The sequence below is a fragment of the Haloferax mucosum ATCC BAA-1512 genome, from assembly GCF_000337815.1.
In the GTDB taxonomy this organism is placed as follows: Archaea; Halobacteriota; Halobacteria; order Halobacteriales; family Haloferacaceae; genus Haloferax; species Haloferax mucosum.
In genome coordinates, this window is record NZ_AOLN01000004.1 from 125710 (window position 1) to 146956 (window position 21247).

Here is a 21247-nt window from a genome sequence, read left to right on the forward strand (position 1 = left end):
CAAACATAGAATATGAATATAAAAAATTATATACACGGCAGTAAGTGGTAGCAATGATGAGAAAAGATACCAATGGGCAGTCTACTGAACAGACTCTGGACCGTCGCCGACTTCTACAGGCACTCGGTGCCGGTGGAACGATTGCTATCGCTGGCTGTACCGGCGGTGGGAACGGAAATGGCGGCAACACTGACACTGGGGACGACGACAGTAGCAGTGGGAGCGATGGCGGCAGTGACGGCGACGGTGGCCGGAGCATCCAACTCCTCACGATGGGCGTTGGCGACAACATCAAGCAGTTCTTCGAAGAGAACAACGCCGCCTTCGAGGAGGAACACGGCGTCACGGTGGAATTCACGAGCGTCACGTGGGACAACGCACGCCAGACCGTGAACAACCGCGTTGACGGCGGACAGGCCCCCGACGTGAGCCGCTGGCCTGCACGTTGGATTCCGCAACTCGTCGGGAAGGACGCGCTCGAACCGGTAGACGACCTGATGGACGGCGAATTCGGCGAGAAGTTCGCCGAGGGCGTCGCCAACGGGACGATGTACGACGGTTCCCACTACGGCGTTCCGTGGGCCGCATCGAACAAGTGTCTCTACTACAACAAAGACGTCTTCGAGACCGCCGGACTCGACCCTGAAAACCCGTCGTTGGACACGTGGGACGACATGCTCGCGGCCGCACAGACGATCACCGACAGCGACGAGGTGAGCGTCCCCGCGCTCGGACTCGCCGGCGCGGACGCCATCGAAACCGGGTCGCAGTACTACCACTACCACTGGTCGCACGGCGCGGACTTGGTGGACGACGATGGGATGCCGGTCGTCAACGGCGACGGCGCGGCCGAAGCCCTCTCGTTTTATACCGACCTCCACCTCGAACACGGTGTCACGCAGGCTTCGCCGCTCTCTTCGACTCGTCAGGACATCCGCCAGTTGTTCGAAAACGGCGACCTCGGGATGGTCATCGGCCACGTCTACACGGGACTCAACATCACCGAATCGCAGGAAAACGGCGACGTCGATTTCGACTACGGCATCGTGCAGGTTCCGCAGGGACCGGACGGACGATACAGTCTCTTTACCATCGACACGCTCGGCATCCTGAGCCAAAGCGAGCACAAAGACCTCGCACGGGACCTGATTCGGTTCTACTTCGACGAGGAACGGCGATTCCAGTACTCGAAACAAAAAGGGTTCTTGCCCGTCGTCGAATCGGTCGGCGAACGAGCGTACTTCTCCGAGTCGAAAAACTGGGCACCGTTCGTCGAAGCGGGACAGTACGCCCGCGCACGGCCGAAGCTGAGTAACTTCAGCCAGTTCAACGACCGGATGGTACAGGCGATTCAGGAGGCGCTCGCCGACCAAAAGAGTCCGCAGAAAGCCTTGGACGACGCCCAGAGTGACCTCGAAGACGCGATGAACTGATGAGTGGTACACATGAGCCTCGCTGAAGAATACTCCACGACGGACGGGGAGTCACGCCTCTCGCAGTCCGTCACGCACCTCAAGCGGAACCGGCGCGCCTACCTCTTGATAGCGCCCGCCGCGGTGTTTCTGCTCGCCGTCGTCGGCTACCCGATACTGGAGACGTTCCGTCTGTCGTTGTACCGCTCACCGGCCGACTCGACTATCGAGACGTTCGTCGGCCTGCAACATTACGCCGAAATCGTCAACAGCGACATCTTCTACCGACTCCTCTGGCAGACCGGCCGCTGGGTGCTTGCCGGCGTCGCCGGGAAGACGCTTCTCGGGTTGCTCATCGCGGTTCACCTGAAAGGCGATATCAAGGGCCGGAAGTTCTTCCGGACGGCGTTTCTCATCCCGTGGGGAATTCCGTACGCCATCTCTGCGGTCGTCTTCCGGTGGATAGAACACCCGCAGTTCGGCTACCTCAACGCGGTGTTGCTCAAACTCGGCGTGATAGAACAGGGTATCGGCATCCTCGGCAATCCCGACATCGCGTGGCTGGGCGTCGTCGTCGCCGATATCTGGATCGGAACGCCGTTCATGGCGATTATCTTCCTCGCCGGGCTTCAGTCGATTCCGCAGGACCTCTACGAGGCCGCCGCCATCGACGGAGCCGAGCGGTGGCATCAGTTCAGATACATCACGTTGCCGCAACTCAAGAGCGTCATCCTGATGGCGACGCTCCTCTCGACCATCTGGACGTTCGTCAGTTTCGACGTCATCTGGACGATGACTGGAGGCGGGCCGATTAGCACCACCGCCACGCTCGTCATCCACATCTATCAGGTCGGCTTGCAGAACGGGAACCTCGGACTCGGTGCCGCCTACAGCGTCATCGGATTCTTGTTCCTCCTGTTGTTCGCAATCGTCTATCTGCGGGTGTACACTCGCGGGGGTGACGAACTATGACGATGGCGGGCCACGGGCGGACTAGCCTTCGTCGGGTCAGAATCTACGGTGTTCTCATCGCACTGCTCGGGATTATGATGTTCCCGTTCTACGCGATGTTCTCCAGCACGTTCAAACCGGAGTCCGAGATTTTCTCGGCCCCGGCGACGCTGGTGCCGTCGGACCCGTCTGTCGGCGCGTACCTCGACGTTTGGACGCAGACTGACGTCGTGCTGTGGGTCGCAAACAGCTTCGTCATCTCGCTGGGGACCGTCGTCTTGACGCTCCTCCTCGCAATTCCGGCCGCGTACTCGTGTGCGCGGAACGACTTCGTGGGAAAGCGGACGTTCCTGCTCGCGGTCCTCGTCGTTCAGATGTTCGCACCAGTCGTGCTCATCGTCGGGTTATTCGACGTCATCACGCAGTTCGGGCTGTTCAACACCTACCTCGCTGTTATCATCCCCGCCGCGGCGTTCACCCTGCCGTTCAACATCTGGATGCTCTACGGCTACTTCAAGACGGTCCCAGTCGCACTGGAGGAGTCGGCCCGCATCGACGGAGCCAGCCAACTACAGGTGCTCACGAAGATCGTCCTTCCACTGACGAAGCCCGCGCTCGTCGCCAGCATCACCTACACGTTCCTGTACGCGTGGAACCGTCTGCTGTTCGTGCTGACGTTCCTCACCGACAGCGGGAAGTACAACATTCCGCGTGGTGTCTTCTCGATGGTCGGGGCGCTCCAGACCGATTGGCGGATGATGCTCACCGTTTCGGTCATCGGCATCATTCCGCTTCTCATCCTGTTTGCCTTCCTCGAACAGTACATCGTCGCCGGGATGACCGCCGGCGCAGTCAAGGAGTAACCCACTCCTTACACCTCGGCCGCGTTCACCGCCACCGGACTGACCATCCTCGGCACTCAGCACACGAATCGAACCACGCCTCCTCCCTTCACCGATTGCGTCACGCTCGTTGATTGTACTGCACTCGTTGACTGCACCGCGCTGGCTGATTGCACCACGCTGGCTGATTGCACCACGCTGGCTGATTGCACCACGCTGGCTGATTGCACCACGCTCGCTGACCGCTCCGCCGGGTGACCCGCTTTCGGCCGGCCTTCATATTTATTACCGGCCCAGGAGACGGATTCGTATGGAATTCGCTCTCTGGGCGTACCCGTGGGACCTGTTAGACGAGGGTCCGACGCGGGTGATGAACCGACTCGGCGAGCTCGGTGTCAGTGAGATAACCCTCGCAACCAACTACCATACTGTGCAAGCGTTCGCGCCGCACAACCCCGAACGCCGGACGTTCTTCGCGCGTGCGAGTTCGTACTTCGACCCCGGTGAGGGCTACGGCCGTCTGGAACCGGTGCCGTTCGAGGGGATGACCGGTGACTGGGTTACCGACATCGCCGCCGAACTCGGCGACGTTCGGTTGAACTCGTGGACGGTCGGCTGTCACAACTCCCGGCTCGGCATGCAGAACCCGGACGTGACGCTAACGTCGGCCCACGGCGACGACTTGGTGTTTGGGCTCTGTCCGTCGCATCCGGACGTACAGGAGTACCTCGTCGCACTCGTCCGCGACCTCGCCGCCCGCGAGCAGTTCGACCGCATCGAACTGGAGACGTTCGACTACTTCTACGGCACCGGGTTCGGTTGGCACCACCAGAAGATTCACGCTGAACTCGGGACGCTCGGCGAGTTCCTCTTTGGACTGTGTTTCTGCGACCACTGTCGAGCGGCCGCCGCAGACGCTGGCGTCGACGTCGACGACGTTCGAACCACCGTCGCCGACGCGCTCGATTCTGTCATCGCCGGTTCGACCCCGAACGACCTCGCACCAGAGTTGTGGCTCCGCGAACACGGTGCAGTCGCCGAGTACGTCGGCGTCCGAGCGGAGACGCTGGCGGACCTCTATGCGGACTTCGCGGTGGCGAGCGGGCAGACGCCGCTCGGCTACTACGTCGGCGCACCCGAACCCGGACGGGAATGGATACTCGGCGCGGACCTCGAACGGTTGTCCGAGCACGTCGATTACTACTGTCTCCCGGCGTACGAATCGTCGAAAAACGCGGTGATGGATGCTTACCGAACCGTGGATGCACTGGCCCCAGATGTGCCGCTTCACGTCGGACTCCTGCCGGGCCACCCGGCGATACACGACGAAGAGACACTCGTCGAAATCGTAGACGCCCTCCGTGAGGCGGCTGTTCCCCGCGTTTCGTTCTACAACTACGGACTGTTACCGAAGCAGTCTCTCGACTGGATTGGGGCGGCGACGAGCAATGGCACGTTGTAACAAACGATACTTTCTTACTGTGCCCCAGTACAACCATTGGTATGGAGATAACCGACGTGACAGCGGTTACTGTAGATGTTCCGCTGACCAGTCTCGACGAACCGTTGGGTATCGGCCCGTACACGACGAACCACGGCGAACTCGACTCGATGGAGCGCGTCCTCGTTCGCGTCGATACCGATGAGGGAATCGCCGGATGGGGCGAAATGCGCGTCTTCCTCTCGCCGGCCGCGACGGAGTCAATTATCGAAGACGGCGTCGGACCGCTGATTGCCGGGCAGTCACCATTCGAAATCGAACGCCTCCGCCGGCAGGTGTTCGTCGAGTACACGAACGTCGATATGTTCTTTGCCGCCGTCGAGACGGCCTGTTGGGACATCGTCGGGAAGGCGCTCGACCGCCCCGTCTACGAACTGCTCGGCGGGTGGACCGCGCCCACACAGAGTACGCTTCGGCACCGGGAGAACGTGGCTGGCAGCGACCCGACACCGCAAGACGTACCGATTGCGTTCTGTCTCGGCATCCTCTCGCCTGAGGAATCTCGCGTCAAAGCGCGCGAGGCGCTGACCGCCGGCTTCGACGTGCTCAAGACGAAAGCCGGGAAGGACTGGCGACAAGACATCGCCCGAATCAAAGCGATGCACGACGAGACGGACGGGCAACTCGAATTCCGCCTCGACCCCAATCAGGGGTGGACGCTCGACCAAGCGGTCCGCGTCGGAGCGATGCTGGAAGACGAGGGTATCTACCTTCAGTACCTCGAACAGCCGATTCGCGTCGATTCCCACGCGTCGCTGGCCGCGTTGCGACAGCGCCTCCGGCAACCCATCGCGCCGAACGAGGACACCTACATCTCACACAACATCTCGTCGCTCGTCGAGGCCGGTGCGATGGACGTCGGCGTCATCGACCTCACCCCGGCGGGCGGCATCAGCGGGATTCGTCAGCAAGCGGCGATTCTCGAAGACGCCGGCGTCCCGTTCACGCATCACTGCGCGTTCGACCTCGGGATTCGAACCGCCGCAATCCTCCACGCCGTCAGCGGTATTCCCGGCTTCTCGCTCCCACCGGATTCCACGTACTACGCGTGGGAAGACGACGTAATCGAAAATCCGTTCGAGGTCGTAGACGGCTGTCTCCCTGCCCCGAGTGGTCCGGGACTCGGTATCGACGTTGACCTCGACGCCATCGAAAAGTTCAGGATATAATGGGAAACCATGACAAGGTTGAAGGGATGCGACCGCATCGGTTCGTCCGCTATGGTTGAGTTATCACTACGAGACCGTCCGGCAATCGTCACCGGCGCATCCCGCGGTATCGGCCGGGAAATCGCGGCGCGGTTCGCCGAGGCTGGCGGTGAAGTCGCTATCTGCTCGCGCTCCTACGAGGACGTCGCGCCGGTGGCCGAAGAACTGACTGCCGCCCACGACGGCCGAGTCGTCCCCGTCGCGTGTGACGTCACGGAACGAGACCAAATCCGGACCCTCGTCGATACCGCACTCGACGAGTTCGGCGAGATTCGAGTCTTGGTGAACAACGCGGGCGGTTCTGACGAGCCATCGAACACCATTCACCGGTGCGATGAAGAGACGTTCGACTGGATGGTCGATTTGAACCTCAAGAGCCAGTTCCTGATGAGCAAGGAAGTACTTCCGGCCATGGTCGCCGCTGGCGGCGGGTCGATGGTTCACATGGGGTCTGTCAACGGGTTGTTCGGTATCGGTCTCTCCGGGTACTCCGAAGCGAAAAGCGGTCTCCTCTCGATGTCGCGCAATATCGCGGCGCACCACGGCCAACACGGCGTTCGTTCGAACGTCATCTCTGCGGGGACGATAGAGACCGCAAATCGGCGCGACGAGATGGAAAACACCGAGGGCCGGACGGGTGGTTCGAGCGCCCGAAATCGTTGGCTCGACCAGTATCCGCTCGGCCGGTTCGGAACGCCGGGCGAAGTCGCGGATACGACGCTGTTTCTCGCCTCCGAGCTGTCCAGTTTCATCACCGGCGAGAACATCGTCCTCGACGGCGGCCTCACGACGAGCCTTCCGACCTCGTTCATCAACGAGGTCTACCAGACCGACGACGTACCGACACGAGACTAACACGACAGACAACCAATGAGAGAGCTCACTACCGACAATGCACCAGACAGTATCGGACCGTTTTCACAAGGCGTCGTCTCCGGAGACCGAATTTACGTCTCCGGACAGGGTCCCGTAGACCCCGAAACGGGCGACGTTATCCACGGCACGCCGGGCGAACAGACCGAACGGACGCTGAAAAACATCGAAGCCATCCTCGAAGCGGCCGACGCGTCGCTCGCGGACGTGGTGAAAGCGACCGTCTTCCTGAAAGACATGCGGTACTACGACGAAGTCAACGAGGTCTACGGAGAACATATGTCGTCGCCGTATCCCGCTCGGAGCGCGGTCGAAGTCGTGAAACTCCCCGTCGATATCGACGTCGAAATCGAGGTCGTCGCCGAGGCGTGAACTGTCGGTTTTCTCCGTCATCGTCGCAGTTACGAGTCACGCGAGGCGGCGACCGACTCGGTGAATGACGAGTCGTTCGTAGTCGAACGAGCAATTCCCACCAGATGCGGCCACAGAGCCGGCCACGTCACTCTCTTTTACTCAGGCGTCGCGGGCGGTGGCGACAGCCTCGACGAACGCGCGAGCGTTCTCGGTGAGAACGCCGTAGTCGCCGCGCCCGATGGCGTCGCCGTCAACCAGTGAACTACCGACACCGACGGCGGTCGCACCGGCGTCGATGAAGGCGCCGACGTTGTCGAGTGAAACGCCGCCGGTCGGCACGGTTGGGATGTGCCCGAGCGGGCCGTGGAGCGACGCGACGAATTCCGGGCCGAGCGACGACGCGGGGAACACTTTCACCATGTCGGCACCGGCGCTGTACGCGTCAACCGCTTCCGTCGGCGTGGCGACGCCGACGACGGTTGGGACGCCGTAGCGATTTGCGGTTTCGATGGTCTCGGGGTCGAACGACGGGGTGACCACGAACTCAGCACCGGCGAGCATCGCCGCCCGAGTGGTCTCGCCGTCGAGAACTGTTCCGGCACCGACGGCAACCTCGTCGGGTGTGAACGTCGAAGAGACGTCTCGAATCATGTCGAGGACGCCCTCGGTGTTCGCCGTGATTTCGACGACCGAGACGCCACCGCGCTGAAGCGCGTCTACGGTCTCGATTGCTGTTTCGGGGTCCGCCCCGCGAATAATTGCGACGATACCCGTCTCTACGATTCGCTGGGCGACAGTCGTAGCCATTACGTGGTACAGGATGACGGCCCTCTTAATTTTCAGGGTTCAGTTCCTCTCTGTCCTTGTTCTCCGCCACGACCGCCCCGTAGCAAACATCGTCGAGAACCGAGGAATTATTCCGCGACTCCACGAGGCTCGGGTATGGTAACAGCCCCGCTGGAGTGTGACCGCTGTGACGACTGACCTCGTGACCTTCGGCGAGACGATGCTCCGTCTGTCGCCGCCCCGTGGGAACCGATTAGAGACCGCCGAGACGCTCCGATTCAGCACGGCCGGTGCGGAGTCGAACGTCGCAATCGCCGCGAGCAGACTCGGTGCCGACACTGTGTGGCTCTCGAAGCTTCCATCGACGGCGCTCGGTCGCCGAGTCGTCACCGACGTTCGTCGCCACGGCGTCACCCCGGAAATCGTCTGGACGGACGCCAACCGTCAGGGCGCGTACTTTCTCGAACACGGCGGCGACCCGCGGGGAACGTCGGTCATTTACGACCGCCGCGACGCCGCGGTGACGACGGCGACGCCCGACGAACTCCCGACCGAAGCCGTCGAGGACGCGACGTACTACTACACGAGCGGTATCACGCCGGCGTTGTCGGACCAACTCCGTGAAACGTCTCGCGTCCTACTCGAATTCGCGCACTCAGCGGGCGTGACGACCGTTTTCGACGTGAACTACCGGTCGAAGCTCTGGACGCCCGACGAGGCGCGAACCGCCCTCGACTCACTGCTCCCGTACATCGACGTGCTCGTCGTCGCCGAACGAGATGCGCGAACCGTCTTCGGACTCGATGGCTCCGCGTCGTCGATTGCGAGGCAGTTGGACGAGACACACGGCTTCGAGACTGTGCTTGTGACTCGGGGCGACGACGGTGTCGTCGCGGTAGCCGACGGGACGGTGACCGAACAGGGAGCGTTCGAAACCGAGACGTTCGACCCGATTGGAACCGGTGACGCCTTCGTCGGCGGCTATCTGGCGTCGCGGATTCGCGGTGACGCACTCGAAGACGCGCTCGAACAAGGTGCGGCGACTGCGGCGCTCAAACGAACGCTGGACGGTGATTTGGCCGTCGTCACGCAACAGGAGGTAGACCGCGTTCGAGCGCAGTCTGACGGTGGCATTAATCGCTGAACGGTCGGAATTCTGGTCGTCCGGAGTCCGTTTTCTATGGCCGGCTTCGATTCAGTGTCGATGTGGTGTCCCTGTTTAGGCTGTCGGTAAGCCGAGTGGCCATTTACTGGTGCAGTTAATTGGGCTGGCCGAACGGGACTTATGCGGTGGTATATTTAAACGAATTGGTGATCCATATCTGATTATTTTCTTGTTAATTCGTTTTTCTATCGTCTGTCTGTGTTGCCAGATTAGATGTGGATTTGTATTTTTAATACCATACTATATTGTGGAATGTGATGGTCTCTATTCCGTCAAGGAACTCTTTTGATATGGTCCAAATTCAAATATTTACGAGTAGTATTTGTAAACACTCCTCCAACCGCGTCACTTTCTTTGATACATTATTGTCGTATCTGTACAATTCTACTGTGCAACCGTTGATTCTGCTGAGCCGACCGACCAGCTCTCAAACCATGTAAGAATTTGAATAAATTGGTATGCGACGGACCGAGTCCGGTGTGGAATCACGACCGGTCTTCGATGAGCGTATCTACGGGGTTGTCGAGAATGAACTCGATGTCGTCTCCCGAGTTTCGGGTTCGATCTTCGAGGTCGGCGATGACGGATTCGGCCCGTTGACGGAAGGCACGGAGCGTCTGTCTCCCTTCTTCGGTGAGTTCGAGATACTGGCGGGTCCCTCGTCTGTTGATGGCTATGTATCCTTTGTGTTCGAGCGTCGATGTGACACGGTTGTCGAGGACGTTGTAATCTCCGTTCGTCGGCTTGTACCCCTCGGGGTCGCCATCGACGCGACCGTTCATGAAGTCGAGCCCGTATCGCGCCGCTTCGGTGATGAGGGTCTTCTTTTTCGCGTGTTTCGACTCCGTGTCGTGCCCTTCGATGAGTGCGAGCGCGGCGACTTGGTCGGGTGTCGGCGAGTTTATCTGATAGGTCGTCAAGAGCGACGCCTCCTCGAACCCTTCGGTGGCCGGCGTTTCGAGACCGTGCGGCCGGGATTTCGGATCGACGACGTAGGGTTCGGCGTCGGTGTGTTCGTCCATACACGCCATCGTCGCACCGATTGCCGCCCGCTTCGTTCCGGCGGTCACGTTGACGCGAACGAGGTCGTTCGGGTGCCAATCGGAAATCGTCGTAATCGCGCCCATCACCTCGTACATGTCGAACAAATCGACGTATTCGACATCGGGCGAACTTCCGACGATGTCGGTGATTCGCTCGATGACTGTCTCGTGATACGCCGGCCGGTCAACCGTCGGGTCCTCGTGTTCGAGCAGATATACGTGGTCGGGGCGGTCGGCCTCGACTGGACCCACGATGCGGTCGTGCTCGCGCCAGAGGGGGACGACGTGGACGCGGAGGTGACGTTCCATTTGATAACACTACTTTCCTGTCTGGTCGAAAAGTCATTCGATTGTGGGAGCGCGGATAACTGGCGTCCACGGGAGGTGTCGTCGGGTGGTACTCTCGTCGATACCGGCCCTCCATATCACGGTTCTTATCACATTCATCTTATTCACGTAAATCACCATAGTAGACGAGTAATCTCCAATTCATATCCCCGACTACGAATATTTGCCGTTGCCCCATGCGATGGGGGAACGGCCTGAAAGCCGGCCATGGCGGCGCGATGGGGTGCCTCTCGACTCGCGCCGGCTCGGCCGGGACGCCGCCGGACTGTCTCGCCACAGTTCGCTGTGGGGTTCGGTGATGACGACGCGGTGTCGTCACGTCCGTCGGCGTTTGCCCTCCCCAACAGTGGTCCCTCTCTTCGGCCCTCCCCTTCGGACCTCCTGAGTACCGGTCCGTTTCGGTCCGCCACTGGTCCTCCTGACCATCGGTCCTCCCCCCTTCCTTCACCTCGGTCCTCCGACCACTGTTCTCTGCTTCTGTCTCTGCGACACGAATTGTTATATATCCTCGACAGATTATGTGATACTAATGACGGTAGGTGGCCGTTTTACACGGCGGGCGTTCGCCTTCTAACCATTCAGCTACTGTCATTGCCCGATTTGCTCTCGCTCCGACGCTGAGAGAGGTATCTCTAATGTCACAGCAACATCCCCACGACGTAGTGGTAACGCTCCCAGATGGTTCCGAACTCGACGTTGCCCGCGGGACCACCGTCGAGGAAGTCGCCTATCGAATCGGCGAGGGTCTCGGCCGCGACACGGTCGCCGGTCTCGTGGACAACGAACTCGTCGCCGCCGAAACGCCGATTCTCGAAGATTGCGCTATCGAAATCGTCACCGAGCGCTCCGATTCGTATCTCGACGTCCTGCGCCACTCGGCCGCTCACGTCTTCGCCCAAGCGCTCCAACGACTCCACCCCGAAGTGAAGCTGGCTATCGGTCCGGCGACCGACGACGGCTTCTACTACGATGTCGCCGGCGTGGACCTCCACGAAGACGACCTCGACGAAATTCAGGCCGAAGCCGAGGCTATCATCGACGCCGACTACGATATCGAACGCGTCGAATGCGACCGCGGGGAGGCACTCGAATACTACGCCGACAACCCGTTCAAGTACGATATTCTCGAAACCGAAGCGGCGGGCGACGACCCGGTTCGCTTCTATCAACAGGGGGAGTTCCGCGACCTCTGTGCGGGTCCGCACGTCTCTTCGACCGGACGCATCGGCGGGTTCGAACTGCTCAACATCTCCGCGGCGTACTGGCGCGGCGACGAAGCAAACGAGACGCTCACGCGCGTCTACGGAACGGCCTTCGGAAGCGAACGCGAACTGGAGGAGTACCTCGAAATGCGCGCCGAAGCGGAATCGCGCGACCACCGAAAACTCGCCCGTGAACTTGACTTGTTCAGTATTCCGTCTCACTCGCCGGGGTGTGCCCATTATCACCCCAACGGGATGGCGATTCGGCGCGAACTCGAAACCTACGTCCGCGAGGTGAACGACGAACTCGGGTACGAAGAGGTGCGGACGCCCGAATTGAACAAGGCGGACCTCTGGAAGCGGTCGGGTCATTACGAGAACTTCCGAGAGAACGGCGAGATGTTCGCGTGGACGCAGGACGACACCGAATACGGTCTCAAGCCGATGAACTGCGCGAACCACAGCCACATCTACGACACCTCGATGCGCTCGTATCGAGACCTGCCGATTCGGTTTAGCGAGTTCGGAAACGTCTACCGTAACGAACAATCGGGCGAACTCTCTGGACTCCTTCGCCTGCGCGGCCTGACCCAAGACGACGGCCACGCCTACGTCCGCCCCGACCAGATTCACGAAGAGATTCTGAACATCCTCCACGCTATCGAGGACATCTACGACCACTTCGGTCTGGAAGTTCTCTACAAACTGGAGACGCGCGGTGAAAACGCCATCGGCGGTGAAGAGCTCTGGCAACAGGCGACGGACGCGCTTCGTGACGCGCTCGGCGCGAAGAACCTCGACTTCGACGTCGAAGCCGGCGAAGCCGCCTTTTACGGCCCGAAAATCGGAATCGACGCCCGCGACGCGCTCGGACGCGAGTGGACCATCGGAACCGTACAAGTCGATTTCAACATCCCACGTCGTCTCGAACTGACCTACGTCGGCGAGGACAACGAAGAGCACTATCCGGTGATGATTCATCGCGCGCTCCTCGGCTCGTTCGAGCGGTTCATGGGCGTCATCATCGAGCACTTCGACGGCAAGTTCCCGACGTGGCTCGCCCCCGAGCAGATTCGAGTGCTCCCAATCTCTGACGACAACCTCGGATACGCCCACGAAGTCGCCGCCGAACTCGGTGACGCCCGCGTCGAAGTCGAAGCCCGCTCGTGGACCATCGGAAAGAAAATCCAGACGGCTCACGAAGACCGCGTTCCCTACATGCTCATCGTCGGCGACGACGAGGAGGAAGCCGGAACCATCTCCGTCCGCGACCGAGCCGAACGCGAGGCCAACAACGTCGAGCGCGACGACTTCCGAGAACACGTCGAACGCGAAATCGAGCAAAAGCACCTCGAACCGACGTTCCTCGCGGGCAGATAGCGACGGCGGTTGCCAGACGAAACTTTTCTACTGATATGTAGATAAACCGCCCGACTACTCGGTGACTCACTCTTCTCGGTTCGTTTTTCTTGGAACGACTGCCTGCATTTCGTTCGTCCCTCACTCGGTCCCGCGTCCGTTCACTCCTCGCTACGACCGTCCTCGTCGCGCGCAAAATACGACTGCATGACCGCCTCTGACCGTCGCTCGCGCGCCTTCCGTTCTTCGTGGGAAATCTCCTCGACGCCCGGTGGGACCGTCCGGTTCCACGATTCGTAGTATCCCTCTGGGACGACCCAATCGTTGTAGAACTCCGGTCTTTCGGCTTCGATTATCGTCCTCGCAGTGCGAGCGCCCGCTCCGGCGTTGACGATTGCTTGGTGTGGTTCCCGTGCGATACGGCCTGCCGCGTACAGTCCAGTGACGGTCGTCCGCCCGGCGTCGTCAGAGCACAACACCTCGATGTCGCCGTGGTCTTCGACAGTTGTCTCGACGTCGAAGCCTTCGAGATACTCGATGCGCGACCACGACGTGATCAGCACGATATCCGTCCGAATCGTCGTGTCTTCCACTTCGACTGCGAATCGGGTGTCGTCGCCCGGGGAGACTGCCGTCACTGGCTTCTGGAGTCGGTCACATCCGCTCGTCGCGGTGTGATCCCGCATCATCGTCCGAAACACCGACGGGTTGACGCCGGCGGGGAACCCGAGATAGTTTTCGAGGTGCGCGCACTTTCTGAGTGTCGAGCGGCCGTCTTCGACGATGAGCGTCTCTAACTCCGCCCGTGCGGTGAAGACGCCGGCAGACGAGCCTGCTGGCCCGCCTCCGATGATGAGAACATCGTACCCGGGTTGGGCGTCGGACAATTCGATGGTCTGTTCTTCGGCCGTGGGTCGTGGGTCTGGGTACTCCATCTGATACGTAGGGTGAACGGCTGTCTTCCGTGCTGTTCGCAATTTCTCGGCGAATCGACTGCTGTGACGTCGTTATATGTTCCTGCACACTCCCGAATCGGGGAGTCCGACCGTTTCGTTCGGATACAACGTTTTGGCGGTCAGTTCGCCACCGTTCGTGACGAGAATACTGAGCGCCCACCACGAGGGTTTGTTGGGGTCGGAAAGCGACCACTCGTATTCGAGTCGTTTCTCGCTATCGAGCGAGACCGAAAGCGTGTACTCACCCGGTGTCTCGGTGACGCGTGTCTGTGCAGTCAGCGGCAACGAGGTTTGGTACTCGCGGTCGAGAACTGTTGCCCCACCGTCGTCGGTGACGGTCACATCGACCGTGTGGCCCCCTTCCTCTGGGTGGTCGTAGTCCGGTTCCGTATCGAAATCGTATATCTGGAACCGCGCTGTGGGGGTGTTTCCGGCCTCTTTCTCGGATTGTTCGACGCCGGGCCGCGAACACTGATAGTAGTTGAACGGGATTCGTCGGTGCGTGTCCGACCCGACGAAGTGGGCGATTGCCGATGCGTTCCGACTCGCACCGGAATTAGACCCATTGCGGTCGTAATATTCCGCCGAGCCAGTGCAGGACGACAGCAGATAGTACCCGCGGTCGGTGGTGTGTACGACGACGGCTTGCGCCGATTCGACGTCGATAGCTGTCGCCGCCCCGTTGCTTCCGAACCCGTGGACGAGTTCATTATACACGTACTGCTGTTCGTATCGCTCGACGAACGAGCGCGCGGCTTCGCGGTCCGAGACGCTGGCGGCGCTCGGCGTCGGGAGCGGTTCCGTCTCGGTGAAGACTGTCACGTTCGCTGGCGGTGTCGGTTCAGTCGTCCGTGTCCGCGTCGGTTCTTCCGCTGACTCGCGCTTGCCGAGACACCCGGTCAGCATACTCACGCCGCCTGCGACGCCTGCGAGGATATCGCGCCGTTTCATCGCTGTTCACCGCGACGGTGTCTGTGTTTGGCTCTGGACCATCGAGCGGGCATAGATGTCGTCTAGTCGTTCGGTGGGTTATTCATATTCCACGATTTTATAGCATGTCTGATACGAAGAGAGCTAAGACAGCACCGCGACCACGACTCGGGCGCGGAATATGCTCCTCGTTTTTCACTCTCTATCGAACAATACCAACCTATATCACCGATGAATTTCGTGTGTGACGTATGACCGTCACTGCGATGTTGAGCGTCTGTCCACTCGACGACCCGAGTGTCGATTTCGAAGCGGAAATCGCCAAGGCGATCGACGCGCTGGAGTCGTTCGACGTTCGATACGAGACACACCCCATGGAGACGACAATCGAAGGCGAGGACCTCGACGAGGTTTTCGCGGCGGCACAGGCGGCGACGGAGGCCCTCGACGCGAATCGAACGCTGACGAATCTAAAAATCGACCACTTCCGCGACCAAACACTCGCTGTCGAAACGAAAGTCGAGATGGTCGAAGAACACCTCGGACGGGACGCGCGCGGCGGACAATAATCGGTCCGCAATCGATTCTCAACCGAATTCTCCGTGTCGTGCCTGCGTTCACATTCTCATTCTGGTTATCGGCGTCCTCGTCTCGTTTCTCGCCTCTTGTACTGTCTCGTCTCCTCTCGTTTGCGTTCGCTGGCGCACGAGTGTGACAGCACTACTGGCGATACCGCGTTACCAGCCGTCTCATTATCGAAGACTCCGCTTTCCTGAGTAGGTCGGAGGCGGTACTCTCCGCACACCCGAGCGCGTGTGACACCTCTTCTAGTGTTCCCTCACGGGGTACGTCGTAATAGCCGAGTTCGACGGCGGCACGAACCGCTTCGAACTGCCGTTCGGTACAGTCGGTAGCGACAGTTTCGTGACGGCGGTCGAACGTCCCGACAGAGTGGATGCTCACGTCGATGCTCGGCGGGAGTCGCTCGATGAGTGTTCGGAGATCGGACCCCGCGCCGACGAGCGTCATCTCGAACGTCGCGTCGGCATCGTAGATAACCGGCGGGAGGACGACGAGATTGAGCGCGGTGTAAGCCTCGCGCCACGACCGGTCTTCGGGCCTGGCTTCCTGACAAATATAGACGTAAAATGACCCGTCGTCGATTGGCGTTATCTCGTACCACCGAATCGACTCCACCGATGCGAGCGCGTCTTCGTACGGTTCGCGCTCCGCCTCTACGTAAAAGAGTTCGTACTCTATCTCTCCGCCTGTCTCGACGTTCCACGACAGCAGTTCCTCGTATCGAACGATATCTTCCTCGCGGATGAATCGTTGCATCGGATGTAACATCCAATCCGGCTGATTGAGCGACGCCCGCAGATACTTCATGTCACTCGTTCGATTCCGACGTCACATTTAAACTAGCGAAGTGCGCCGCCGAAACGCCGAAACGAATTTCGCCTGTCTCACTAGCTGATGACAGTGTCACTCAGTGAGGCGTTGCTTGGCGTCGGAGTCGCCGCCGGAATCGTCAACCTCGTCGGTATCTGGTCGAGTATTTCGGGAGTGACGTCGTACTACCCACTCGGAGAGAAGAACCGCTGGTTCCACGTCTTTTGGGGTCTCACGCACACGTTGAACGGAACCTTACTTGGTGTTGGAGTCCTCCAGTTCGGTACGCTCGAACTCCCCTCTTGGTTGTTCGCGTTCGGTGCCGCGGCCACTATCGTGGGCACCGTCGTCGTACTCATCTCGACGTTCGATCTCGGCATGGAGCAGACGCAGGGTTTGGAAGGTGAGCTACAGACGAATGGGTTGTATCGCTACTCGCGGAATCCGCAGTACGTCGGGTATATCCTCACTACGGTCGGCTATGGGCTGATAGTCGGCTCGCCGTTTGCGATTCCGCTCTGCGGACTCTATCTGGCGTGGTGGTTCAGTTTTCCGCTCGCTGAGGAGCCGTGGTTACGAGAGCGGTACGGGGCTGATTACGAACGATATCTAAAGCGCGTCCCGCGGTTCGTCGGCGTTCGGACCGTGCAGACACTCCTGAATCAATGGGACGGCCGGTGGGCGAATTGACCTTCGCTTCGTACGAGCCGGTGACGGCCGGTATTCTGGTCGTCCTCGTTAGAAGTCTCCGTTGATGATGTCGGCGACGCGCTGACGGTCGAAGAGTTGTTCGTCTTCCGGAATTTCCGGGTACGCCCCTTCGGTGTAGGTCGGCCATTCGCCGAACTGCTCGGGATAGAGTTGCTTCGCGGTCATTTCGAGTTGGAACAGGTTCATAAGCGGACCTTGGTTCCGCCCACCTTGGGTGTAGATACGTTCGTTTTGGACGGCTGAGAGCGTCCTCGTCGCTGGGTCGCCGCCGAGACGTTCTCGAACCTTCGTCACGTGTCTGTAGTCAGACATCCCAGCGAGACAGAGGATCGCGTCCGGGTCGGCCTCGATGAGCGCCTCGAAATCGACCGTCGATTCGGTCTGTACGTCGGCGAAGACGTCTATCGCGCCGAGCGGTCGGGTGTGGGCTGTTAAAAAGCCCGGGCCGTTCAGCGCGTACACGTACATGCTGTCTTCCGACTGGGCGAGGATGACCATCGCTACCGTTGGTCGTTCGTCTTTTGGTGGCAGGTTCGACGAAATCGTCTGTACTAGGTCGTTGTGGACCGTTGCGAGCGCGTCGTAGCGCGCTTCGGCCTGAAAGACCTGTGCGACCTTCTCGAAGATTTGCCAGAGCGTGTAATACTCGTAGTCGTCTGCCCAGTCCGCCGGCGGCTCTTTGTTCGCGTTACTGAGCGTGTTTCCGAACCACGGGCCGACGTTTTCGCCGATCTCCTCGACGTCTTCGGTCCCCCACCCCTGCATCGTCGTCATGTACGCCGGGTCGGCGAGGTGAAGGTCGTTGTCGAGTTCGTAGAGGAGTTCCTTGCTCGGATTCCACGACCCGGGAAGACCGGTCCAGTCCGCGGACACGCCGTCGAGATGCGTGAGGAACTTGCTCCAAATTTCGCCGTTGTAGCCGGGACTGTACAGCATGGCCGACACGGCATCACCGTGACCGGCCGCAATTGCCATATCTGCGTGGTGCGGGAGAATCGTGAGCACGCGTTCCGGTGGCTCTTCGAACTCGACGGTGCCGGCTGGCGACATCGTCACCGAGTACGACGTTTTCTCGGGCGTATCGGTCTCTGTCGGTGCCGTCGTCGTCTCTGTCGATGTCGAAGTCGGTTCCGAAGATTTGCCTTCCGTACAACCGGCGAAAAGCCCACCACCGACGGCCGCCCCACCGTACTTCACGTAGTCGCGTCTTGTCAATTCGTTCCCGTTGGCTGAGTCACGTTTCACAGGTTTAGGCTAGCCTAAAACAATAAAGTCATTTCGATTAGTGTTCTGTGCAAAACGTGTCTTCAGCGGGTTAAAACCCGCCGTAGTGGTGTACTATCTCTCCGAATTGTTCACGTACGGCGCGGGTACGTGCCGTCTTTCCCCTGTGACTACTGGGTCAACATCACTCCCTCCATTGGCTGTTTTTCACATCGATTCCAAGGCGGACTCTTTGATAATCCGCCTCTCGACGCGGTGAAGAACACCGCTGGCGGTGGATTTGTTGACGTCAAACGCCGCCGCCAACTTGTCGGCGAACTGTGAGAGTCGCTCGTGAGCGGCCGTTACTTCGGTGTGCAACCAGCCGTTTTGCAATTGAGCCGGAGCGTTCAGCGGCGTTCCGGACACTCGACTCGCGCGATAGCCCTCCGGAACTGGTGTCAGTGCTCGAATCGACACTGACTGTGCGTCGCTGTGCTGGATATCGTGTGAACGCACTTCCGGTGCATCGTCGAACCGCCGAACGATAGCGTCCGGGTCTGTTCCTCGCGTCTCGACGATATCGAGCAAGCCGTCGTCGGTGGCTCCGGAATTGAGTTTCAGATGGACGCGGGGCATAATGTCCATCTAGCGGTGGCCCCCAACTATGTATCGTGGTGAACATGTCTACGCCAAGCTCAGTTGTCGTGCCGACGAAAGTATGTTGTATGCCATCTGCGACACCGACGGCCGAACCGAACGAATCGGCGCGCGTTCGAACCACTCGGCTGGTCAGCTACGGCGATGAGCGGTGAGTCGCCCAGTCGGTCGCTCGTCATCGGGACCGACCGCGGCATCTACCGTGCTCCGCTCGACGACATCGGCTACTCCCGGCAAGTCCTCGCACGCAACCGCGTCTTCCGAGTCCGTCGGTTCGGCGACGCACTCTTTGCGGCGACGCGTTCCGGTCTGTTTCGCTCGCGCGACAGCGGAAGGACGTGGACACCCCTCGGCATCCCGCGCTCTGCGGTCTATTCGGTCGTCCAGAGCCCCACCGGCGAGCGTTTGTACGCCGGCACTCACCCGGCGCATCTGTACGTCTCGACTGACAACGGCGGTTCGTGGCGCGAACTGGAGGGCTTTCGGGACGTCCCTTCCCGCGAGACGTGGTATACACCCCGCTACCGTGACAAAGCCCACGTCAGGAGCCTCGCGGTCCATCCCGACTCGCCCGACCGAGTGATTGCCGGCGTCGAGGTCGGCGGTGTTCTCGTCAGCGACGATTGCGGTGTGTCGTGGACGGAGCACAGAGCGGGACTCGAAACTGAGCGACAGGATGGACTCCAGTACGATGTCCATCACGTCCTCGCACTGAGCGGTGACGCGTTCGTCGTCTCGTGTGGGGGCGGACTCTATCGAACGCGAGATGCGGGGCACTCGTGGACGCGTCTGCCCGATTCCGACCGGCCGTACTTCCGGGAGGCGTTCAGTCACGGCGGCCGGTTGTACGCGGCGGCGACGCGGGGACCGTGGGAAAGCGAGATGGACGCTGTGCTGTTCGAGTCTGACGATGAGGGCGAAACTCTCGAAGCCGTTCCGTACCCCGGTGTTGGCGACGAGTTCGTGCTCGCGTGGGCGGCCGCTGACGACGCCGACAGTGCGGTGTTCGCAGGCACGCACACTGGCTCGGTTCTTCGCCGCGCCGACGATGCGTGGACGGCTCTCGGCTCCGTCCCGGCGAGGATTCGGTCACTTGCGGTGGTCTAACACAGTCCAAAGCCGTGCACAGCCACGAAAATTCGCAAAATACGGAGGCCCCCCGCGAGCGAGCGGTGCGTTATACTCGCGGTTCGGTCTCTTCGCGTCCGTCCAGCGACCGGTTTTTCAACACCGTGCCCGACTCGGTGTCGAAGAGGTGAATTGCACTCTCAGGGAGGCGCGCGACCACAGGCTGGCCGGCGTCGAGACTTCGCATTCCGTCTATCGTCGCCACGAGGTCCGTCTCACCGTCGGCCTCGAACGAGAGGTAGACGTTGTTCTCGTTACCCATCGGTTCGACGACGTCAACGACGGCATTGAAATCGTGGTCGCCGGAGCCGTCCGCGACGATTTCGACGTCTTCGGGGCGGATGCCGAGGGTGACGTGAGTGACGTCGTTGACGGTCTCGCGTGCCTCCTCGGAGAGGCGGTAATCGAACAAGTCACCGCTCAACCGGTCGCCCTGTACTTCCATCTCGAAGAAGTTCATCGAGGGTTCGCCGATGAACCCCGCGACGAACAGGTTTGCTGGCTCGTGGTACGCTTCGAGCGGGGTGGCGACCTGCTGGAGTTCGCCGTCGTTGAGGATGGCGATGCGGTCGCCCATCGTCATCGCCTCGGTCTGGTCGTGGGTGACGTAGACAGTCGTGACACCGAGTTCCTCCTGAAGACGCTGGAGTTCCGTCCGCATCTGCGAGCGAAGCTTCGCGTCGAGGTTCGAAAGCGGCTCGTCCATCAAGAAAACCTTCGGGTCGCGGACGATAGCGCGACCGAGCGCGACGCGCTGTTGTTGCCCCCCAGAGAGTTCGCCGGGCTTGCGGTTGAGCAGTTCCGCGATATCGAGCATTTCGGCGGTGTCGCCGACGCGAGACGCTATTTCGCTGTCGGGCATGTCCGTTGACTCTTCCAGTCCGAACGACATGTTCCCCTCGACGGTCATGTGGGGATACAGCGCATACGACTGGAACACCATCGCAATGTCTCTGTCTTGTGATTTGACGTTGTTAATCACCTGCCCATCCAGTCGGATGACACCGTCGGTGATCGATTCCAGTCCGGCGACCATCCGGAGCATCGTCGATTTCCCACAGCCAGATGGTCCGACGACGACGAGAAACTCTCCGTCATCGATGGACAGTGAGATGCCATCGACCGCGACGATTCGGTCGTCGCTTTCTTGATACACCTTCGTTACAGTGTCGAGTTCGAGTGTTGCCATCTTGGTATCACAGTCGTTGGAGCGGTCGGTGTGG

At 60.3% G+C, this 21247-nt stretch carries 20 protein-coding genes; 12 read left to right on the forward strand and 8 right to left on the reverse strand.

Going from position 1 to position 21247, the window contains the following annotated elements; genetic code table 11:
• The first annotated feature begins 53 nt into the window (after window positions 1-53).
• The 7 genes from C440_RS02275 to C440_RS02305 all read left to right on the forward strand — a co-directional run bounded on the left by C440_RS02275 (window position 54) and on the right by C440_RS02305 (window position 7159).
• Window positions 54-1433, forward strand: coding sequence for an ABC transporter substrate-binding protein (locus C440_RS02275; RefSeq protein ID WP_008317870.1), 1380 nt, complete (start codon window positions 54-56; stop codon window positions 1431-1433).
• Window positions 1434-1445: 12 nt separating this feature from the next.
• Window positions 1446-2384, forward strand: coding sequence for a carbohydrate ABC transporter permease (locus tag C440_RS02280; protein ID WP_008317871.1), 939 nt, complete (start codon window positions 1446-1448; stop codon window positions 2382-2384).
• The gene (locus C440_RS02285; RefSeq protein ID WP_008317873.1) at window positions 2381-3226 is read left to right on the forward strand and encodes a carbohydrate ABC transporter permease; all 846 of its coding nucleotides are present in this window, start codon (window positions 2381-2383) and stop codon (window positions 3224-3226) included. The genes C440_RS02280 and C440_RS02285 overlap by 4 nt, the downstream gene beginning before the upstream one ends.
• A gap of 289 nt (window positions 3227-3515) precedes the next feature.
• Window positions 3516-4667 carry an alpha-amylase family protein gene (locus C440_RS02290; RefSeq protein ID WP_008317875.1) on the forward strand — a complete coding sequence of 384 codons (1152 nt, stop codon included), beginning with the start codon at window positions 3516-3518 and terminating at the stop codon, window positions 4665-4667.
• 41 nt (window positions 4668-4708) lie between these two features.
• Window positions 4709-5875 carry a mandelate racemase/muconate lactonizing enzyme family protein gene (locus C440_RS02295; protein WP_008317877.1) on the forward strand — a complete coding sequence of 389 codons (1167 nt, stop codon included), beginning with the start codon at window positions 4709-4711 and terminating at the stop codon, window positions 5873-5875.
• A gap of 51 nt (window positions 5876-5926) precedes the next feature.
• The gene (locus tag C440_RS02300) at window positions 5927-6769 is read left to right on the forward strand and encodes an SDR family NAD(P)-dependent oxidoreductase (protein WP_008317879.1); all 843 of its coding nucleotides are present in this window, start codon (window positions 5927-5929) and stop codon (window positions 6767-6769) included.
• A 15-nt stretch (window positions 6770-6784) separates the two neighbouring features.
• Window positions 6785-7159 carry a Rid family detoxifying hydrolase gene (locus C440_RS02305; protein ID WP_008317881.1) on the forward strand — a complete coding sequence of 125 codons (375 nt, stop codon included), beginning with the start codon at window positions 6785-6787 and terminating at the stop codon, window positions 7157-7159.
• 141 nt (window positions 7160-7300) lie between these two features.
• Here the strand turns inward: C440_RS02305 and C440_RS02310 are convergent, their stop codons facing one another.
• Complete coding sequence (locus C440_RS02310; protein WP_008317883.1) at window positions 7301-7948, reverse strand: bifunctional 4-hydroxy-2-oxoglutarate aldolase/2-dehydro-3-deoxy-phosphogluconate aldolase; 648 nt, start codon at window positions 7946-7948, stop codon at window positions 7301-7303.
• A 166-nt stretch (window positions 7949-8114) separates the two neighbouring features.
• On the opposite strand from C440_RS02310, the gene kdgK1 reads away from it, so the two are divergent.
• A complete protein-coding gene (kdgK1, locus tag C440_RS02315; protein WP_008317885.1) occupies window positions 8115-9071 on the forward strand; it encodes a bifunctional 2-dehydro-3-deoxygluconokinase/2-dehydro-3-deoxygalactonokinase in 957 nt (318 codons plus the stop codon).
• A gap of 506 nt (window positions 9072-9577) precedes the next feature.
• Here kdgK1 and C440_RS02320 read toward each other — a convergent pair.
• Window positions 9578-10444, reverse strand: a complete 867-nt coding sequence (locus C440_RS02320; protein WP_008317887.1) for an HFX_2341 family transcriptional regulator domain-containing protein — start codon at window positions 10442-10444, stop codon at window positions 9578-9580.
• A 674-nt stretch (window positions 10445-11118) separates the two neighbouring features.
• Between C440_RS02320 and thrS the strand changes: the two genes are divergently transcribed.
• Window positions 11119-13065, forward strand: a complete 1947-nt coding sequence (gene thrS / locus C440_RS02325) for a threonine--tRNA ligase (RefSeq protein WP_049915174.1) — start codon at window positions 11119-11121, stop codon at window positions 13063-13065.
• 140 nt (window positions 13066-13205) lie between these two features.
• Here thrS and C440_RS02330 read toward each other — a convergent pair whose 3' ends face one another.
• Window positions 13206-13979: an FAD-binding protein gene (locus C440_RS02330; RefSeq protein WP_008317890.1), complete on the reverse strand. Its 774-nt coding sequence runs from the start codon at window positions 13977-13979 to the stop codon at window positions 13206-13208.
• 72 nt (window positions 13980-14051) lie between these two features.
• Window positions 14052-14951: a hypothetical protein gene (locus C440_RS02335; protein WP_008317892.1), complete on the reverse strand. Its 900-nt coding sequence runs from the start codon at window positions 14949-14951 to the stop codon at window positions 14052-14054.
• A 230-nt stretch (window positions 14952-15181) separates the two neighbouring features.
• On the opposite strand from C440_RS02335, the gene C440_RS02340 reads away from it, so the two are divergent.
• Entirely contained in the window at window positions 15182-15499 is a 318-nt protein-coding gene (locus tag C440_RS02340) for a thiamine-binding protein (protein WP_008317895.1), read from the forward strand.
• Between the two features lie 151 nt (window positions 15500-15650).
• On the opposite strand, the gene C440_RS02345 is transcribed toward C440_RS02340, so the two are convergent.
• Window positions 15651-16268 (reverse strand): helix-turn-helix domain-containing protein, encoded by a 618-nt coding sequence (locus tag C440_RS02345; RefSeq protein WP_008317897.1) that lies wholly within the window; start codon window positions 16266-16268, stop codon window positions 15651-15653.
• 138 nt (window positions 16269-16406) lie between these two features.
• On the opposite strand from C440_RS02345, the gene C440_RS02350 reads away from it, so the two are divergent.
• Complete coding sequence (locus C440_RS02350; RefSeq protein WP_008317900.1) at window positions 16407-17012, forward strand: methyltransferase family protein; 606 nt, start codon at window positions 16407-16409, stop codon at window positions 17010-17012.
• 48 nt (window positions 17013-17060) lie between these two features.
• Here C440_RS02350 and C440_RS02355 read toward each other — a convergent pair whose 3' ends face one another.
• Both C440_RS02355 and C440_RS02360 read right to left on the reverse strand, forming a co-directional pair.
• On the reverse strand, window positions 17061-18083 hold the full coding sequence (locus tag C440_RS02355) for an ABC transporter substrate-binding protein (protein WP_008317903.1): 1023 nt from the start codon (window positions 18081-18083) through the stop codon (window positions 17061-17063).
• Window positions 18084-18464: 381 nt separating this feature from the next.
• Complete coding sequence (locus C440_RS02360) at window positions 18465-18884, reverse strand: hypothetical protein (RefSeq protein WP_008317904.1); 420 nt, start codon at window positions 18882-18884, stop codon at window positions 18465-18467.
• A 156-nt stretch (window positions 18885-19040) separates the two neighbouring features.
• Between C440_RS02360 and C440_RS02365 the strand changes: the two genes are divergently transcribed.
• The gene (locus C440_RS02365; protein ID WP_008317905.1) at window positions 19041-20003 is read left to right on the forward strand and encodes a sialidase family protein; all 963 of its coding nucleotides are present in this window, start codon (window positions 19041-19043) and stop codon (window positions 20001-20003) included.
• A gap of 70 nt (window positions 20004-20073) precedes the next feature.
• On the opposite strand, the gene C440_RS02370 is transcribed toward C440_RS02365, so the two are convergent.
• A complete protein-coding gene (locus tag C440_RS02370; protein ID WP_008317907.1) occupies window positions 20074-21213 on the reverse strand; it encodes an ABC transporter ATP-binding protein in 1140 nt (379 codons plus the stop codon).
• Window positions 21214-21247 lie beyond the last annotated feature (34 nt).

Coding starts and splice junctions, on each gene's coding strand:
- C440_RS02275 (WP_008317870.1), top strand. CDS start 54: ATGATGAGAAAAGATACCAATGGGCAGTCTACTGAACAGACTCTGGAC.
- C440_RS02280 (WP_008317871.1), top strand. CDS start 1,446: ATGAGCCTCGCTGAAGAATACTCCACGACGGACGGGGAGTCACGCCTC.
- C440_RS02285 (WP_008317873.1), top strand. CDS start 2,381: ATGACGATGGCGGGCCACGGGCGGACTAGCCTTCGTCGGGTCAGAATC.
- C440_RS02290 (WP_008317875.1), top strand. CDS start 3,516: ATGGAATTCGCTCTCTGGGCGTACCCGTGGGACCTGTTAGACGAGGGT.
- C440_RS02295 (WP_008317877.1), top strand. CDS start 4,709: ATGGAGATAACCGACGTGACAGCGGTTACTGTAGATGTTCCGCTGACC.
- C440_RS02300 (WP_008317879.1), top strand. CDS start 5,927: ATGGTTGAGTTATCACTACGAGACCGTCCGGCAATCGTCACCGGCGCA.
- C440_RS02305 (WP_008317881.1), top strand. CDS start 6,785: ATGAGAGAGCTCACTACCGACAATGCACCAGACAGTATCGGACCGTTT.
- C440_RS02310 (WP_008317883.1), bottom strand. CDS start 7,948: ATGGCTACGACTGTCGCCCAGCGAATCGTAGAGACGGGTATCGTCGCA.
- C440_RS02320 (WP_008317887.1), bottom strand. CDS start 10,444: ATGGAACGTCACCTCCGCGTCCACGTCGTCCCCCTCTGGCGCGAGCAC.
- thrS (WP_049915174.1), top strand. CDS start 11,119: ATGTCACAGCAACATCCCCACGACGTAGTGGTAACGCTCCCAGATGGT.
- C440_RS02330 (WP_008317890.1), bottom strand. CDS start 13,979: ATGGAGTACCCAGACCCACGACCCACGGCCGAAGAACAGACCATCGAA.
- C440_RS02335 (WP_008317892.1), bottom strand. CDS start 14,951: ATGAAACGGCGCGATATCCTCGCAGGCGTCGCAGGCGGCGTGAGTATG.
- C440_RS02340 (WP_008317895.1), top strand. CDS start 15,182: ATGACCGTCACTGCGATGTTGAGCGTCTGTCCACTCGACGACCCGAGT.
- C440_RS02345 (WP_008317897.1), bottom strand. CDS start 16,268: ATGCAACGATTCATCCGCGAGGAAGATATCGTTCGATACGAGGAACTG.
- C440_RS02350 (WP_008317900.1), top strand. CDS start 16,407: ATGACAGTGTCACTCAGTGAGGCGTTGCTTGGCGTCGGAGTCGCCGCC.
- C440_RS02355 (WP_008317903.1), bottom strand. CDS start 18,083: ATGTCGCCAGCCGGCACCGTCGAGTTCGAAGAGCCACCGGAACGCGTG.
- C440_RS02360 (WP_008317904.1), bottom strand. CDS start 18,884: ATGGACATTATGCCCCGCGTCCATCTGAAACTCAATTCCGGAGCCACC.
- C440_RS02365 (WP_008317905.1), top strand. CDS start 19,041: ATGAGCGGTGAGTCGCCCAGTCGGTCGCTCGTCATCGGGACCGACCGC.
- C440_RS02370 (WP_008317907.1), bottom strand. CDS start 21,213: ATGGCAACACTCGAACTCGACACTGTAACGAAGGTGTATCAAGAAAGC.